The 15996-nt window shown below is 70.5% G+C and carries 12 protein-coding genes and 2 riboswitches; of the genes, 6 read left to right on the top strand and 6 right to left on the bottom strand.

The genetic code is table 11. The features are described from left to right. Position 1 precedes the first annotated feature (1 nt). Genes nadC through BLP38_RS06140 form a run of 4 tightly spaced genes read right to left on the bottom strand, consistent with a single transcriptional unit; the run spans position 2 to position 4406 of the window. Positions 2-856, bottom strand: a complete 855-nt coding sequence (gene nadC / locus BLP38_RS06155) for a carboxylating nicotinate-nucleotide diphosphorylase (RefSeq protein ID WP_091354522.1) — start codon at positions 854-856, stop codon at positions 2-4. Next, positions 856-2388, bottom strand: a complete 1533-nt coding sequence (nadB, locus tag BLP38_RS06150) for an L-aspartate oxidase (protein WP_091354519.1) — start codon at positions 2386-2388, stop codon at positions 856-858. The genes nadC and nadB overlap by 1 nt, the downstream gene beginning before the upstream one ends. Continuing rightward, positions 2385-3713, bottom strand: coding sequence for a quinolinate synthase NadA (nadA, locus tag BLP38_RS06145; protein ID WP_091354516.1), 1329 nt, complete (start codon positions 3711-3713; stop codon positions 2385-2387). Before nadA ends, nadB begins: the two co-directional genes overlap by 4 nt. 15 nt (positions 3714-3728) lie before the next feature. Continuing rightward, the gene (locus BLP38_RS06140) at positions 3729-4406 is read right to left on the bottom strand and encodes an NUDIX hydrolase (RefSeq protein WP_172824663.1); all 678 of its coding nucleotides are present in this window, start codon (positions 4404-4406) and stop codon (positions 3729-3731) included. Between the two features lie 140 nt (positions 4407-4546). On the opposite strand from BLP38_RS06140, the gene BLP38_RS06135 reads away from it, so the two are divergent. The 5 genes from BLP38_RS06135 (at position 4547) to gcvP (ending at position 11746) form a co-directional block, all read left to right on the top strand. Next, the gene (locus BLP38_RS06135) at positions 4547-5716 is read left to right on the top strand and encodes a MarP family serine protease (RefSeq protein WP_091354510.1); all 1170 of its coding nucleotides are present in this window, start codon (positions 4547-4549) and stop codon (positions 5714-5716) included. Positions 5717-5778: 62 nt separating this feature from the next. Further along, positions 5779-5864: riboswitch (glycine riboswitch) on the top strand. 1 nt (position 5865) lies between these two features. Further along, positions 5866-5957, top strand: a riboswitch (glycine riboswitch). A 74-nt stretch (positions 5958-6031) separates the two neighbouring features. Next, on the top strand, positions 6032-7396 hold the full coding sequence (locus tag BLP38_RS06130; RefSeq protein ID WP_091354507.1) for an L-serine ammonia-lyase: 1365 nt from the start codon (positions 6032-6034) through the stop codon (positions 7394-7396). An 11-nt stretch (positions 7397-7407) separates the two neighbouring features. Then, a complete protein-coding gene (gene gcvT / locus BLP38_RS06125) occupies positions 7408-8526 on the top strand; it encodes a glycine cleavage system aminomethyltransferase GcvT (protein WP_091354505.1) in 1119 nt (372 codons plus the stop codon). Beyond that, complete coding sequence (gene gcvH / locus BLP38_RS06120) at positions 8523-8903, top strand: glycine cleavage system protein GcvH (RefSeq protein ID WP_091354502.1); 381 nt, start codon at positions 8523-8525, stop codon at positions 8901-8903. The genes gcvT and gcvH overlap by 4 nt, the downstream gene beginning before the upstream one ends. A gap of 53 nt (positions 8904-8956) precedes the next feature. Then, positions 8957-11746, top strand: coding sequence for an aminomethyl-transferring glycine dehydrogenase (gcvP, locus tag BLP38_RS06115; protein ID WP_231916596.1), 2790 nt, complete (start codon positions 8957-8959; stop codon positions 11744-11746). A 255-nt stretch (positions 11747-12001) separates the two neighbouring features. On the opposite strand, the gene BLP38_RS06110 is transcribed toward gcvP, so the two are convergent. Beyond that, a complete protein-coding gene (locus tag BLP38_RS06110) occupies positions 12002-13024 on the bottom strand; it encodes a hypothetical protein (RefSeq protein WP_091354497.1) in 1023 nt (340 codons plus the stop codon). A 216-nt stretch (positions 13025-13240) separates the two neighbouring features. After that, positions 13241-14023, bottom strand: coding sequence for a CPBP family intramembrane glutamic endopeptidase (locus tag BLP38_RS06105; protein WP_091354495.1), 783 nt, complete (start codon positions 14021-14023; stop codon positions 13241-13243). 208 nt (positions 14024-14231) lie between these two features. On the opposite strand from BLP38_RS06105, the gene BLP38_RS06100 reads away from it, so the two are divergent. Further along, positions 14232-15860 (top strand): peptide ABC transporter substrate-binding protein, encoded by a 1629-nt coding sequence (locus BLP38_RS06100; RefSeq protein ID WP_091354492.1) that lies wholly within the window; start codon positions 14232-14234, stop codon positions 15858-15860. Positions 15861-15996: the final 136 nt, after the last annotated feature.

Here is a 15996-nt window from a genome sequence, read left to right as displayed (position 1 = left end):
CTCAGGCCTCGATGCGGACGTCGAGTCCCAGGTCGAGCGCCCGCGCCGAATGCGTCAGCGCGCCGACCGAGATGACATCGACACCGGTCTCGGCGATCGCCCGGACGGTGTCGAGGGAGACCCCGCCGGATGCCTCGACGGTCGCCCGTCCCGCCACCTGCGCGACACCCGTCCGGAGGTCCGCGAGCGTGAAGTTGTCGAGCATGATCGTGCCGATGCCCGCGGCGAGCACCGCCTCGATCTGGTCGAGACGGTCGACCTCGATCTCGATGTGCGCGGTGTGGGGCAGGCGTGTCTTGGCGTCGATGATCGCCTCGGTGACCGACAGCCCCGAGCGGGTGAGGACGGCGAGGTGGTTGTCCTTGGCCATCACGGCATCCGACAGCGAATGACGGTGGTTGGCGCCGCCGCCGCTGCGGACGGCGTGACGCTCGAAGGCGCGCAGGCCCGGCGTCGTCTTGCGGGTGTCGGCGATCCGCACGCCCGTCCCGGCCACCGCGTCCGCATAGGCGGCGGTCACGGTCGCGATGCCTGACATCCGCTGGACGAAGTTCAGGCCGATCCGCTCCGCCGTCAGGATCGCGCGGGCGGGGCCCGTCACGACGGCGAGGACGTCGCCCGGTGCGAAGCGGGCTCCGTCCGGCGCGCGCAGATCCGCCTCCACGCGGTCGTCGGTGAGGGCGAACGCGGCGGAGAACACCGCTCCGCCGCTGAACACGCCGGCTTCGCGCGCAACGAGTTCGGCCGTCGCGGTGGCGGATGCCGGGATCAGCGCCTCGCTCGTGATGTCACCCCACGGAGCGTCCTCGAGGAGGGCGGCGCGGACAGTCGCTTCGATGACGGCGGGTGAGAGCATCACGCAGCCCCTTCCAGGTCGGGTCGGATGCGCGCATCGGCGGAGGCCGGATCGTCCGTGCGCTGGTGGGAACCCACCGAGCCGGTCCGCGCGAGCGCGGCGGCGACCATGAGCTCCGCGACGAGCAGGAGGTTCGCGTCCTCGTGCTCCGGCAGGGTCACCGGCGGCGTGGCGGAGCCGCGCCACGCGGCGAGGGTGCGTGCCGCACGGCGAAGACCGTCGCCATCGCGCGTCACGCCGGCATCCGCCCACATGAGCTCCTGCAGTGCGTGCCGGCTGAAGGGCGGGTGCGGGATGCCGTCGGCCGCCGTCTCGCGGACAGTCGGGGCGCCGGCGTGCACGGGCCACGCCGCACCGTCTGTGGCCGCGGCATGACCGGCACGGGCGCCGAAGACGGCGCCCTCGAGCAGGGAGTTCGACGCGAGACGATTCGCCCCGTGGACTCCGGTCCGCGCGACCTCGCCGACCGCGTACAGGCCCGGGACGTCGGTGCGGCCATCGAGGTCGGTGACCACGCCGCCCATCAGGTAGTGGGCGGCCGGTGTGACGGGGATCGGCTCGCGCGCCCAGTCGAGCCCGCGCGAGCGGACGGCGGCGTCGATGGTGGGGAACCGGGCGGCGAGGAACCGTGCTCGCTCGTCGGGGTCGGGGTTGTGGACCGCCGCGGCGTCGAGGAGGACGGGTCGTCCGCCCTGGCGCGCCATGGCGGCCGTGATCGCGCGGGCGACGACGTCGCGGGGCGCCAGTTCGCCGTCCGGGTGGACGTCGACGGCGAATCGGCGTCCGCTCTCGTCGCGGAGGACCGCGCCCTCACCGCGCACGGCCTCCGAGACGAGGAACGCGTCGCCCGTGGCGAGCACCGTGGGGTGGAACTGCACGAACTCGAGGTCCTGGACGGCAGCGCCCGCCCTGGCGGCGAGGGCGATGCCGTCACCGGTCGCCACGGCGGGGTTGGTCGAGTGGGCGAACAGCCGGCCTGCGCCACCCGTCGCGAGGATGACGGCGTCCGCCTCGATGCGCTCGCCGCCGAGGATGTCCACACCGACGACACGTCCGCCCCGGCGGACCAGGTCGGTCACGAAGCAGTGCTCGAGGACACGGATGCCGCTCCGGCGGATCTGCTCGACGAGTGCGCGCTCGATCTCGGCACCGGTGGCATCGCCCCCGGCGTGCAGGATGCGGGGGAACGAGTGCGCTCCCTCGAGTCCCGCGCGGAGCGTGCCGTCAGCGTCCCGATCGAACTGCACGCCGGCGGCGATGAGGTCCCGGATGCGGTCCGGACCTTCCGTGACGAGGACGTCGACGGCGCCCGGATCGGCGAGTCCAGCCCCCGCGACGAGGGTGTCGTGCGCGTGGTCGATCGTCCGGTCGTCGGGGGAGAGCGCGCCCGCGATGCCGCCCTGCGCGTACCGTGTGTTGGCTTCGGCGAGCTCGCTCTTGGTGACGATCGTGACCGTCGAGCCACCGGCATCCGCGTGGAGTGCGGCGGTCAACCCGGCGATGCCCGAGCCGACCACGACGACGCTGGTCACGGCTTGGCCGCCAGCATCCGCTCGAGGGCGACGCGCGCCGGCTGGGCGACGTCGGCCGGCACCGTGATGCGGTTGCGCACCTCGCCGGCGACGAGCCCTTCGAGGATCCAGGCGAGGTAGCCCGGGTGGATCCGGTACATCGTCGAGCACGGGCAGACGACCGGGTCGAGGCAGAAGATCTCGTGTTGCGGGAACTGCGCCGCCAGACGCTGGACGAGGTTGATCTCGGTGCCGATCGCGAATGTCGTGGGCTCGGTGGCCGCGGCGATGGCCTTCCGGATGTCGTCCGTCGAGCCCGCTTCGTCCGCCGCGTCGACGACGTCCATCGGGCATTCGGGGTGCACGATCACCCGGACGCCCGGGTGATCCGTCCGCGCGGCGGCGATCTGGTCGACCGTGAACCGGCGGTGCACCGAGCAGAAGCCGTGCCAGAGGATCACGCGGGCGTCGGCGAGCTCGCTCTCGGTCGATCCGCCGAGCGCTTTTCGCGGATTCCACATCGGCATCTGCTCGAGGGGGACGCCCATGGCCTTCGCCGTGTTGCGGCCGAGGTGCTGATCGGGGAAGAAGAGCACACGACGTCCCCGGGCGAAGGCCCACTCGAGGACGGTCCGTGCATTCGACGAGGTGCAGACGATCCCGCCGTGGCGGCCGACGAAGCCCTTGATCGCGGCGGACGAGTTCATGTACGTCACGGGGATGACCGGGAGCAACCCCTCGGCATCCGGAGTGTCCATGTCGCCGTAGACATCGGCGAGCTGCTCCCAGCACTCCTCGACCTGGTCGATGTCGGCCATGTCGGCCATCGAGCAGCCTGCGGCGAGGTTGGGCAGGATGACCGCCTGTTCGGGGCGGGAGAGGAGATCGGCGGTCTCGGCCATGAAGTGCACGCCGCAGAAGACGATCGCCTCGGCGTCGGGGTGCTCGAGGGCGGCGTTCGCGAGCTGGAAGCTGTCACCGACGTAGTCCGCGTGGGTGACGACCTCTTCGCGCTGGTAGAAGTGCCCGAGTACGACGACGCGCTCGCCGAGGGTCTGTTTCGCCGCGACGATGCGCGCGGCGAGCTCTGACTCGTCCGCCTCGCGGTACTCGGCGGGCAGCTGCCCCTGTCGGGGCGCGCCCGTGGGGATGACGTCGCCCATCGACGAGCCGGGTCCGTAGCCGGGGCGGGTGTCGAAGGTCCAGGGTCCGGCGGCGAGGTCGGTGTTGCACGTCTCGGCGGTGGTCTCGCCGGCGACGATCGCCTGGATCTCGTGATCGACGCTGGGATCTATGGGACGGGGATCGATCGGGCGGGGCTGCAGGGTGACGGGGGTGGCGCTCATGTCGGTTCGGGTCCTTCACTGTGGGAGCGGGCCGCGCTCGGCCAACTCGACGTCCTGGTTGTAGCGGTAGAGGCGGGCGGGCCGGTGGCTGCCGGTGCGGAAGTCATCGGTGGGGATGAGGGTCCCCGAGCCCTCCACCTGGCGGCGGAAGTTCGCGGGGTCGAGACGCCGGCCGAGGATCGCCTCGTAGACCTCGCGGAGTTCGGCGAGGGTGAAGCGGTCGGGGAGGAAGCCGTGGGCGATGCGGCTGTAGCCCACCTTGTTCCGCAGCCGCCACAGGGCGTAGTCGACGATGTGGTTATGGTCGAAGGCCAGCTCCGGCAGGGCCGTGGCGTCGAACCAGGCGACGTTGTGCTGTTGGGTCGCTTCGGTGACGTCCTCGCGCACGAGCGCCCAGTAGACGATCGACACGACGCGGCCGGGGGAGCGCCCGACGTCCCCGAAGGCGTACAGCTGTTCGAGGTAGCTCGGTGCCAGTCCGGTGGTCTCCGCGAGGGTGCGGGATGCCGTCGCCTCGACGTTCTCGGCAGGGTCGACCCACCCGCCCGGCAGGGCCCACTGGCCTTCAGGCGGGTCGCGCGTCCGACGCACGAGCGGCAGCTCTATGCGCGCATCGTCGGCATCCCGCCGCAGGCGGAAGATGACCGTCGACACGGCGACGCCGATGGGGGAGGAAGGCAGTGTTCTTGTCATGATGACCTTAAGTGCTGCTCCGATCTTAGAGTCAAGGTGACAAGAACGGCAACACGAACCGACTTCCCAGGGGGCGCGTCCTACGCTGATCACGAGGAACCGCCGGCTCTCCCGGGCGGACTCGTCAAGGGAGGCCCGCCGTGCTCGTCGTCGACATCATCGTCGTGCTCGTGCTCATCGCGGCACTGTTCGGCGGGCTGCTGCGCGGCCTCGTCGCGACGGCGGGGACCCTCGTCGGCATCATCCTCGGCGCGGTGATCGCGGTCTGGCTCACGCCCGTCATCGCGCCCACCTTCGCCGGCTGGGAGTACCGCAGCCTCGTCCTCGCGATCATCGCCCTCGGGATCGTCGTCATTCTCGCCTCGATCGGAACCGCCGTCGGCGCGCGCCTGCGCCGTGGGGTCGACCGCGCGAAGCTCGCGCCCCTCGATCGGATCCTCGGCGGGCTCGTGAACACGGTCGCCGCCGCCATCGTCCTCCTCCTCGCGAGCGGTGCGATCGTCGGGTCCGGGATGCCGGTGGTCGCTCCCGCCGTGGCGTCCTCCCGCGTGCTGGGCGCCATCGACGCGATCACCCCACCCGCGGTCGATTCCGCGCTCGCCGAGCTCCGCGGCTTCATCGTCGACGAGGGCATCCCGCGCGTCGGCGACCTGCTGGCACCCGAGGTCGAGCCCACGGCGCCCCCGGTGTCGCTCGACGATCCGCAGCTCGAGCGGGCCGCGGCATCCGTCGCCCGCATCAGCGGCAACGCGTACGCCTGCGGAGCGTCGCTGACCGGGTCGGGGTTCGTCGTCGCGAACGACCTCGTCGTCACGAACGCCCACGTCGTGGCGGGCGTCGACACCCCGCTCGTCGAGCTCCCGGGTCGGGATGCCGAGGAGGGACGCGTCGTCTACTTCGATCCGATCGATGACATCGCCGTGATCAGCGTCGCCGGTCTCGACGCGCGGCCACTGCCCATCGTGGGCGACGTCGCGGCCGGCACGCCGGTCGCCGTCCAGGGCTACCCCCTCGGCGGACCCTTCACGAGCACCTCGGCGTACGTCCTCTCGGTGGGGAACGCGATCGTGTCGGACATCTACGAGGACAGCTCGCAGCCCCGTGAGATCTACGCGCTCGAGGCGGACGTGCGCCCGGGCAACTCCGGTGGCCCGCTGCTGACGGCGAAGGGCGAAGTGACCGGCCTCGTCTTCGCGCGGGGGCAGGACGACGCGACGCGCGGGTACGCCATGACGACGGAGGAACTCCAGCCTGCGCTCGAGGTCTCGGCCGACGCGGCGACCGTGTCGTCCGGGAAATGCGCGCGCTGAGGCCGTATCGGCGCTGCGGGGGCCGGTGATAGGCTCGCGCTCACAATCGCACACCGGACCATCGCGTCTGCTCGGGAGAAGCCCTCGTGGCTGCCGAAGGAGCAATCCCTCCCCGGAATCTCTCAGGCCCCCGTACCGAGCCGACATGGTCACTCTGAAAAGCGGCACCTTCGGGTGCCCGCCGACGGGGCAAGCGGGCACCGCCCGTGAAATCTCTCAGGCCGATGACAGAGGGGGAGGAACTCACCCGCATCCCGCTGCGCCGTCAGGAGTTCCGTTGTTCCCACCGTCACACCCACCCGCTCGCTCACCGCGATGACCCCGAGCATCGGCGTCTTCGACCTGTTCACCGTCGGTATCGGGCCCTCCAGCTCGCACACGGTGGGGCCGATGCGGGCCGCAGCGGACTACGTGTCGCGGATCGACGCTCGACGTGCTGCCCGGGTACAGGTCGACCTCTACGGTTCGCTCGCGGCGACCGGCCGCGGGCACGGGACGCTCACGGCCGTGCTCCTCGGGTTGGAGGGGCTCGAGCCCGAGGAGGTTCGGCCCGCCGAGGTGGAGGAGCGGACGGCGGCGATCGCTGACGAGCGTCGGGTTCGCCTCGGCGGTACCGGGGATGTGCCCCTCTGCGAGGACGACATCGTCCTGCATCCCCTCACGATCCTCCCCGGCCACACCAACGGCCTGCGACTGCAGGCGTGGGACGCCGACGGGCTGCTGCTGGACGAGGCCGTGTACTACTCGACCGGCGGTGGGTTCATCGTCCGCGACGGCGAGCAGGCGCAGGTGACGACGGCAACCGCAGTGCCGTTCCCCTTCGAGACGGCGGCCGAGCTCCTGGCCCATTGCGACAGCGAAGGCCTCTCCATGGCCGAGATCCAGCGCCGCAACGAGCTCGCCTCACGCGACGAGGTCGAGATCGAGACCGGCATCCTGCATCTCGCCGACGTCATGAGCGAGAGCGTCGCCTCCGGCGCCGCGCGGGAGGGGATGCTGCCGGGCGGCCTGCGGGTCCCGCGCCGCGCGCCCGCCTGGCGGAACCGGCTTCGCCTCGACGACCCGACGGGCGAGGACCCCGCGCTGTGGCAGGAGTGGGTGAACTTCGTCGCCCTCGCGGTGAACGAGGAGAATGCGTCCGGCGGACGGATCGTGACCGCACCGACGAACGGCGCCGCGGGGATCATCCCCGCCGTCCTGCACTACGCGACCCATTACGCGGCGAAGGGGCGATCTCGCGAGGCGGTCGTCATCCCCTTCCTGCTCACCGCCGCCGCGATCGGCGTCCTCTACAAGGCCCGCGCCTCGATCTCGGGCGCCGAGGTCGGCTGTCAGGGCGAGGTCGGCTCGGCATCCTCGATGGCGGCAGCGGGGCTCGCCGAGGTGCTCGGCGGAACACCGCGACAGGTTGAGAACGCCGCCGAGATCGCGATGGAGCACAACCTCGGCCTCACGTGCGACCCGATCGGCGGTCTCGTCCAGATCCCGTGCATCGAACGCAACGCGATCGCCGCGGCCAAGGCGATCAACGCCGCCAAGATGGCGCTGTGGGGCGACGGCACCCACCGCGTCTCGCTCGACGAGGTCATCGTGACCATGCGCGAGACGGGGCGGGACATGAGCAGCAAGTACAAGGAGACGGCGCTCGGCGGCCTCGCGGTCAGCGTCGTGGAATGTTGAGCGGAGACGGCATGACCGAGACCACGACCGAGCCGCGGCGATCGCCGCTGCACGAGCTGCACGAGCGGCTCGGCGCGTCCTTCACCGACTTCGGCGGCTGGCTCATGCCCGTCCGCTACACGTCGGACCTCGCCGAGCATCATGCGGTGCGCAGCGCCGCCGGGATCTTCGACATCTCGCACATGGCGGAGTTCCGCATCGAAGGGGCGGATGCCGCCGGGTACCTCGACCGGGCACTGGCCGGACGGATCTCCTCGATGAAGGTGGGGAAGGCGAAGTACTCCCTCGTCCTCGCCGCGGATGGCGGCATCGTCGACGACGTCATCGTGTACCGGATCACGGACGACGAGTTCATCGTCATCTCCAACGCCGGCAATCGCGCAGACGTCGCAGCCGCCTTCGCGGCCGTCGACCCGGGCGATGCCCGCATCCAGGACCTCACGGACCGGATGTCGCTCATCGCCGTGCAGGGCCCCGCGGCCCGCGGCATCCTGGAGTCGACCGCGGGGATCGCGGGCGTCGACCCCGCCCTCGCCGACATGACCTACTACTCCTGGGCGCTCGGCTCGTTCCAGGACCGGAGCCTGTTCGTCGCCCGCACCGGGTACACCGGCGAGGACGGCTTCGAGCTCATGGTCCCGAACGAGACCGCCGCGGCTCTCTGGGAGGCCGTCACCGAGGCGGGCGCCGCGCACGGGCTCGTGCCGGCCGGGCTCGCCGCCCGCGACACGCTCCGCCTCGAGGCCGGGATGCCGCTCTACGGCCACGAGCTCTCGCGAGACATCGCCCCCGCACAGGCGGGCCTCGGTCGCGTCGTCGTCACGGACAAGGAGGAGTTCGTCGGCAAGGACGGCCTCGCCGCCCGGGACCTCGACGGCGCTCCAGTCCTCGTGGGGCTCGTCGCGGAGGGCCGCCGCGCCGGACGCGCCGGCTACGCCGTGCTCTCCGGGGACGACACCGTCGGCGAGATCACCTCGGGAGCCCTCAGCCCGACCCTCGGCCATCCCGTCGCGATGGCCCTCATCCACCCCTCGGCATCCGCTGAGGGCACCGAACTGACCATCGACGTCCGGGGGACCCGCATCCCCGCGACCGTCACCGCCCTGCCCTTCTACCGGAGACAGAAATGACCGACCTCACCGCCCTCTCCTACACCGCCGAGCACGAGTGGATCGCCTTCGACGGCGACGTCGCGACCGTCGGCATCACCGATTACGCCGCCGAGAAGCTCGGTGACGTCGTCTTCGTCGAGCTCCCCGCCGTGGGCACCGCTGTCACCGCCGGCGACACCTGCGGCGAGATCGAGTCGACCAAGTCCGTCGGCGAGCTCTACGCGCCGCTGACCGGCGAGGTCGTCGAGATCAACGACGCCGTCGTCGACGACCCGTCCTCGGTCAACGCCGGCGCGTTCGACGCCTGGCTCGTCAAGATCAAGGTCGACGGCGCGCCCACCGGAGACCTCCTCGACCGCGACGCCTACGTCGCGCTGACGGGCGGCGACGCGTGAGCTCGGCCTTCCAGAGCCGCCACATCGGCACGGACGCGGCCGCACAGGCCGAGATGCTCCGCGTCCTCGGGCGCGATTCCGTCGAGGCGCTCGTCGACACGGCCGTCCCCGACGCGATCCACGTCGCCGCGGGCGAGAGCATCATCCCGCCCGCGGCGACCGAGGCCGAGGCCCTCGCCGAGCTCCGCGACCTCGCATCGCAGAACCGTGCGGCGCGCGCGATGATCGGCCTCGGCTACTACGACACGCTGACGCCGTCGGTCATCCAGCGGAACGTCCTGGAGAACCCGTCCTGGTACACGGCCTACACGCCGTACCAGCCCGAGATCTCGCAGGGCCGCCTCGAGGCGCTCATCAACTTCCAGACGATGGTGACCGACCTCACCGGGCTCGCGACGGCGAACGCGTCGATGCTCGACGAGTCCACGGCCGTCGTCGAGGGGATGCTGGTGGCCCGACGCGCCTCGAAGTCCGCGTCGGACGTGTTCCTCGTCGACGCGGATGCGATGCCGCAGACGAAGGCGCTGCTGCACCACCGCGCCGCCGCCGTCGGCGTGGAGATCGTCGAGACCGACTTCAGCGAGGTCCCCGATGCGTTCGGTGCCTTCGTGCAGTACCCCGGCGCGACCGGGCGGGTCTGGGACCCGTCCGAGGTCATCGCCGCCGTGCAGGCGCAGAGGGGCCTCGTCGTCGTCGCGGCGGACCTCCTCGCGCTCACCCTTCTCCGCTCGCCGGGGTCGATGGGCGCCGACGTCGCCGTCGGGACGACGCAGCGCTTCGGTGTGCCGATGGGCTTCGGCGGACCGCACGCCGGCTACATGGCCGTCCGGGCCGGTCTCGAGCGTCAGCTGCCGGGACGCCTGGTCGGAGTGTCGATGGATGCCGCGGGTCAGCCCGCCTACCGCCTGTCGCTGCAGACCCGCGAACAGCACATCCGTCGCGAGAAGGCGACGTCGAACATCTGCACCGCCCAGGTGCTGCTGGCCGTCATGGCCGCGATGTACGCCGTCTATCACGGTCCCGACGGCCTGCGCCGGATCGCCGAGGAGACCACCGCGAAGGCGTCCCTCCTGCGCGACTGGCTGATCGGCTCCGGGGCGGACGTGATGCACGAGGCGTTCTTCGACACGCTCGTGGTCCGCACGCCGGGTCGCGCGGAGGACACGGTCGCCGACGCGCGGCGGCGCGGATACCAGCTGTGGTTCCGCGACAGCGACTCGGTCGGGATCTCGGTCGACGAGACGACGACCGTCGCGGACCTGCAGGCTGTGGCGTCCGTCTTCGGCGTCGACTCGTCGAAGGTGTTCGTGCCGCTGCGGGACCGGAACGCCCACCTGCCCGAGTCGCTCCGGCGCACGGACGAGTACCTGACGCATCCCGTCTTCAACACGCACCGCTCCGAGACCGCCATGATGCGGTACCTGAAGCAGCTCGCCGACCGCGACTATGCGCTCGACCGCGGCATGATCCCGCTCGGGTCCTGCACGATGAAGCTCAACGCGGCGACCGAGATGGCGGCGGTGTCGTGGCCCGAGTTCGCGCGGGTGCACCCGTTCGCGCCGGCCGAGGACGTCGCCGGGTACCTCGTGATGATCGAGCAGCTCGAGGCGTGGCTCGCCGAGGTGACCGGGTACGACGCGGTGTCGCTGCAGCCGAATGCCGGTTCGCAGGGCGAACTCGCGGGCCTGCTCGCCATCCGCGGCTACCACCACTCGCGGGGCGACCTGCACCGCGACGTCTGCCTCATCCCGTCGTCCGCGCATGGCACCAACGCGGCATCCGCCGTCCTCGCCGGGATGCGGGTCGTCGTCGTCGCGTGCGACGAGGCCGGCAACGTCGACCTGTCGGATCTGCGCGCCAAGGTCGAGACGCACGCAGACAGCCTCGCGGCCCTCATGATCACGTACCCGTCGACGCACGGCGTCTACGAGCACGACGTCATGGACATCACCGGCGCGGTGCACGAGGCCGGCGGCCAGGTGTACGTCGACGGTGCGAACCTCAACGCCCTGCTCGGGTTCGCCCGCTTCGGCGACCTCGGCGGCGACGTGTCGCACCTGAACCTGCACAAGACGTTCGCGATCCCGCACGGCGGTGGCGGACCCGGTGTGGGTCCCGTCGCGGCGAAGGCGCACCTCGCGCCGTTCCTGCCGTCGCACCCGATGGCGCAGCGCGCCGAGCATGCCGGTGGCCACGTCTTCGACGGTGGACCGGTCTCGGCCGCGCCCTACGGCTCGGCATCCATCCTGCCGATCTCGTGGGCATATGTGCGGATGATGGGCGCCGACGGACTCCGGCAGGCGACCGCCGCGGCGGTGCTCGCGGCGAACTACGTCGCCCGCCGCCTCGAGGGCCACTACCCGGTGCTATACGCGGGGGAGGGCGGACTCGTCGCGCACGAGTGCATCCTCGACCTGCGTCCGCTCAAGGAGGCCACCGGCATCACGGTCGACGACGTCGCGAAGCGGCTCATCGACTACGGCTTCCACGCCCCGACGATGTCGTTCCCGGTCGCGGGGACGCTCATGGTGGAGCCGACGGAGTCCGAGGACCTCGCCGAGCTCGACCGCTTCGTCGAGGCGATGATCGCGATCCGCGGCGAGGCCGACGCCGTCGCGGCGGGGGAGTGGCCGGCGAACGACAACCCGCTCGTGAACGCGCCGCACTCCGCGGCATCCGTCATCACCAGCGAGTGGGCGCACCCGTACCCACGCGAGACCGCCGTGTACCCCGTGCCGGGCATCGTGCGCACGAAGTATTGGCCGCCCGTCCGCCGCATCGACAACGCCTACGGCGATCGCAACCTCGTCTGCGCCTGCCCCCCGATCGAAGCTTTCGCCTGACGCTGGGCTCGGCCCGGCGGGGCGGGCGTTGCGGGCGCGTCCGTGCCCGGGCGGGCTCGGTCCGCGAGACTGCACGTGGTCGCCGAGACTGGGGTTTGAGACACCGGTCTCGGCGCGTGCGCGCAGTCTCGCGGCGGGGGCGGCACGCGGGCTGGGCGGCTGGACCACGCACCGCGACCGCTCGAGGCGTGGTGGCGAGCCGCCGCGCTCGCCCGACCTTCCGCGAGACTGCACGCGACGCATGAGACTGCGGGGTCAGACCCCGGTCTCGGCGCCGGCGTGCAGTCTCGGGACGGAGTGGCGCGGGGCGAGCGCGATTCGAGCGGTCGCGAGGCGATACGGGTCGGGAAGTGCGATGCGCGGGAGGCCTGCGCCACGGAGGATGCCGTCCAGCGCGTCGGGGTCGACGAGATCCGACCAGCCCCAGTGCGCGACCGAGCGAATGCCTCGCGACCTGAGACGATGATCCCGCTCGCGGCGCGCGCGCAGCAGAGACACGGGATCACCGAACCGGCCGTCGTACTTGAGGTCGCCGTCCGCCTCACCGGCGATCCCCGATCCTGGCCACCAGAAGTCGGTGCGATCGGTCACGGCTGGCCCGCTCCACTCGGTCTGCAGCTCCGGTTCCTCGTAGCCGAGCAACTCGATGATCGCCCGACTCGCGGACTCGAGAGTGGACTCCGCCTCAGCCCTGGCGCGATGCAGGGGCCACCGGGCGATGCGGCGCCCCCGCGAACTCGGTCGCTGCTCATTCTGTTCGACGAGCGATTCCACGGATGCCGCCGGATCCAGACGGAGCGCGGCATCGGCTGCGATGAGCCCCACCACCACATGGCGAGCCCTCGCGAGGTCGACGGCGCAGTCTGACGGCGCGACGGCGGCGAATCCGCCGAGGTCGACGACGTCCCGCGCGCCCGTCGTCGTGTGCAGGCGGAGCCCGGCGTGCAGGCGCGAAGTGCGGGTCGGGTCGCCCAGGGCGTGGACGACGCCGGGGTCGCCGAGCACCGGCATCCCCCAGATCGCCGCGGCCGATTCGTGGCTCAGGACGAGTCCGGGGTGCGTGAGGATCGTGGCGTGGATGCGGGCCAGATAGCGGTCCCACGGGAGGAGGGGTCGCCACGACGCCGTCGGCGAGTAGACCCCGCGCACGACCGACACGAGCTCGCCTCGTGACGCGAGGCGGGCGGCGTGGGGCACGTCCTGCGCGCGCACGAGCTGTACCGGGCAGGCGACAGGAGTGGGGCGGGCGACGGGCAGGAGGTCGGCGTTCGAGGGCATGGCCTCGAGGTTCGCGGCGCGCCGCCAGCCCGTGCACCATCGCGCCCCGCCTGGTGGACTCCGCGCCCGGCGCGCACGCGGTGGAGGAACCGTCGCCCGCACCGCTCCCACCGCGAGACAGCACGCGGCGCACGAGACCGCTGCGCCGCGCCGCAGCCTCGGCGCGCACGTGCAGTCTCGCGGGATCGGAGCCCGAAACCCGGCCCGCGCGTCCGGTTACGCCGGCGGGCCGAACACGCCGGGCCACCAGGCGGCGGCGAGGGGGTAGCCCACAAACGCGATGATGTCGATGAGCACGTGGGCGACGACGAGCGGCATGACCCGGCCCCAACGGGAGTACACCCATCCGAAGACGACGCCCATCGCCATGTTCCCGATGAGCGGACCGAAACCCTGGTACGCGTGATACGCCCCGCGCAGCGCCGCCGTCGACAGGATGATCGTCCACGTGTTCCATCCGAGGAATCGCAGGCGGTCGAAGAGGTAGCCCACCATGACGACCTCCTCCAGAAGGCCCGCGCGGAGTGCCGCGAGGAGGAGGAGCGGAATCGTCCACCAGGACGAATCGAGCGGCGAGGCATCCACCTGCACGGTGATGCCCAGAACGCGGCCGAGCGCATAGAGTCCCAGGCCGGGAACGCCGATGATCAGCACGAGGAGTGCGCCGCCGCCCAGGTTGCGTCCGAATCGTTCGAAAGTCAGGCCGATCTTCGCGAAGCCCGAACGTGCGGGCTCCCACAGCAGGTAGATCGCCAGCGCGACGGGCGCGAACGCGAAGAACGCGTCGAGGAACCGGCCGATGACGTCCCATACGGCCGAGGGCGCCGCCCCGGGGTTCAGGGATGTCTGCTGATCCCCGAGGGGTGCGCGTGTGAGCGCTTCGACGAGAGCGAGCACCGAATAGACCGCAGAACGCCCCAGCGAGAGGGCGAGGACGATTCCGATCTCCCACCACAGCCGCGCGCGGTGTGGGGAGGGGGAGTCCGCGAAAGCTGCCATCCGGTCAGGATGCCACGTCCAGCTCGGCCCCCGGTGCCGATACGCGTGAGCTATCAGACTGCTTCATCCAGAGCTCCCCAAGTAAAGGCTGTGTAACGGTCTTGTGAGGGATTTGTCGCATTGCGCTCAGCCTGCTTAGTGTGCTTCTCATCACGCCCGGGTCTCGAAGCCTCGACCCGGGCTTTCATTAGGTCTCTTGGAGGACACTTTGAAGCGCAACAAGATCGGCGTGGCGGGTCTCGCCCTGCTCGGTGCGACCAGCCTGGTTCTCGCCGGCTGCGCCAGTGGCGGTGGCGACACCAACACGGACGACAACAGCTCCAGCGGTACCACGACCGAGGTCATCTCGACCAACGGCAACGAGCCCCAGAACCCGCTCATCCCGACCAACACCAACGAGGTCGGCGGCGGCAAGATCATCGACTCGATCTTCGCTGGTCTCATCTCCTACAAGGCGGACGGCGCCGTCGAGAACGACGCTGCAGAGTCCATCACCACGGACTCGCCCACGCAGCTGACGGTCAAGATCCGCAAGGGCCTGAAGTTCACCAACGACGAAGAGGTCACCGCTGACAGCTTCATCAAGGCGTGGAACTACGGTGCGCTCGCGTCCAACAAGCAGAACTCCTCGTACTTCTTCGAGGACATCGAGGGCTTCAGCTACGAGAAGGACTCGGAGCTGACCGGCCTGAAGAAGGTCGACGACCACACCTTCACGATCACGCTCAACAAGCCGGCCTCCGACTTCGCGCAGCGCCTGGGCTACTCGGCGTACGCGCCGCTGCCGTCCGTCGCGTTCGATGACATGAAGGCTTTCGGCGAGAACCCGATCGGCAACGGCCCGTACAAGCTGGCCAAGGAAGGCGCGTGGCAGCACAACGTCCGCATCGATCTTGTCGTCAACGAGGACTACGACGGCCCGCGCACGCCGAAGAACGGTGGCCTGGACATCGTCTTCTACCCGAACCCCGACGGTGCCTACACCGACCTCCTCGCCGGTAACCTCGACGTGCTCGACTCGATTCCCGACAGCGCACTCGAGAACTACAAGACCGACCTGGACGACCGTTCGGTCAACCAGCCCGCCGCGATCTTCCAGTCGCTGACGATCCCCGAGTGGCTCGAGGGCTTCCAGACCGACGAAGAGGGCAAGCTGCGCCGCGCGGCGATCTCCCACGCGATCAACCGCGAGCAGATCACCGACGTCATCTTCAAGGGCACCCGCACGCCGGCGAAGGACTTCACGTCGCCGGTCATCGACGGCTGGAGCGACACGGTCCCCGGTAACGACGTCCTCGAGTACGACCCCGAGCTCGCCAAGCAGCTGTGGGACGAGGCGAACGCCATCAAGCCGTACAGCGGCAAGGATTTCACCATCTCCTACAACGCTGACGGTCCCCACCAGGCATGGGTCGACGCTGTGTCGAACTCCGTCTCGAAGGTCCTCGGCATCAAGGCCGTCGGCGAGCCCTTCCCGGACTTCGCTACCTACCTCGACGCCCGTGACAACGAGAAGGTCGACGCCTTCCGCTCCGGCTGGCAGGCCGACTACCCCGGCCTGTACAACTTCCTCGGCCCGCTCTACGCGACCGGCGCCGGCTCGAACGATGGCAAGTACTCGGACAAGAACTTCGACGACCTGCTCGCGAAGGGCATCAGCGAGACCGACGAGGCAGCGCGCAACGCGACGCTCCTCGAGGCTCAGTCGGTTCTCTTCGAGGACCTCCCCGCCATCCCGCTCTGGTACTCGAACGTGAACGGCGGCTGGGCTGACGGCGTTCAGAACGTCGAGTTCGGCTGGAACTCGGTGCCGCTGTACTACAACATCACCAAGTAATCTGCTCTCAGCATCACCTCACACGAGGCGGTGACGGTCACCCGTCACCGCCTCGTGGCGTGACCCGTCCATCTCACCGTTCTTTCAGGAACCGAGGTCGAGGATGGGAAACTCAGGGGCGCCGCGTTGCGGGGCC

This window comes from Microbacterium sp. LKL04 (assembly GCF_900102005.1).
In the GTDB taxonomy this organism is placed as follows: domain Bacteria; phylum Actinomycetota; class Actinomycetes; order Actinomycetales; family Microbacteriaceae; genus Microbacterium.
The sequence above is the reverse complement of the archived record's forward strand: the minus strand, read 5'-3'. Positions and strand labels throughout refer to the sequence as shown.

Coding starts and splice junctions, on each gene's coding strand:
- nadC (WP_091354522.1), bottom strand. CDS start 856: ATGCTCTCACCCGCCGTCATCGAAGCGACTGTCCGCGCCGCCCTCCTC.
- nadA (WP_091354516.1), bottom strand. CDS start 3,713: ATGAGCGCCACCCCCGTCACCCTGCAGCCCCGCCCGATCGATCCCCGT.
- BLP38_RS06140 (WP_172824663.1), bottom strand. CDS start 4,406: ATGACAAGAACACTGCCTTCCTCCCCCATCGGCGTCGCCGTGTCGACG.
- BLP38_RS06130 (WP_091354507.1), top strand. CDS start 6,032: ATGACCCCGAGCATCGGCGTCTTCGACCTGTTCACCGTCGGTATCGGG.
- gcvT (WP_091354505.1), top strand. CDS start 7,408: ATGACCGAGACCACGACCGAGCCGCGGCGATCGCCGCTGCACGAGCTG.
- gcvH (WP_091354502.1), top strand. CDS start 8,523: ATGACCGACCTCACCGCCCTCTCCTACACCGCCGAGCACGAGTGGATC.
- gcvP (WP_231916596.1), top strand. CDS start 8,957: ATGCTCCGCGTCCTCGGGCGCGATTCCGTCGAGGCGCTCGTCGACACG.
- BLP38_RS06110 (WP_091354497.1), bottom strand. CDS start 13,024: ATGCCCTCGAACGCCGACCTCCTGCCCGTCGCCCGCCCCACTCCTGTC.
- BLP38_RS06105 (WP_091354495.1), bottom strand. CDS start 14,023: ATGGCAGCTTTCGCGGACTCCCCCTCCCCACACCGCGCGCGGCTGTGG.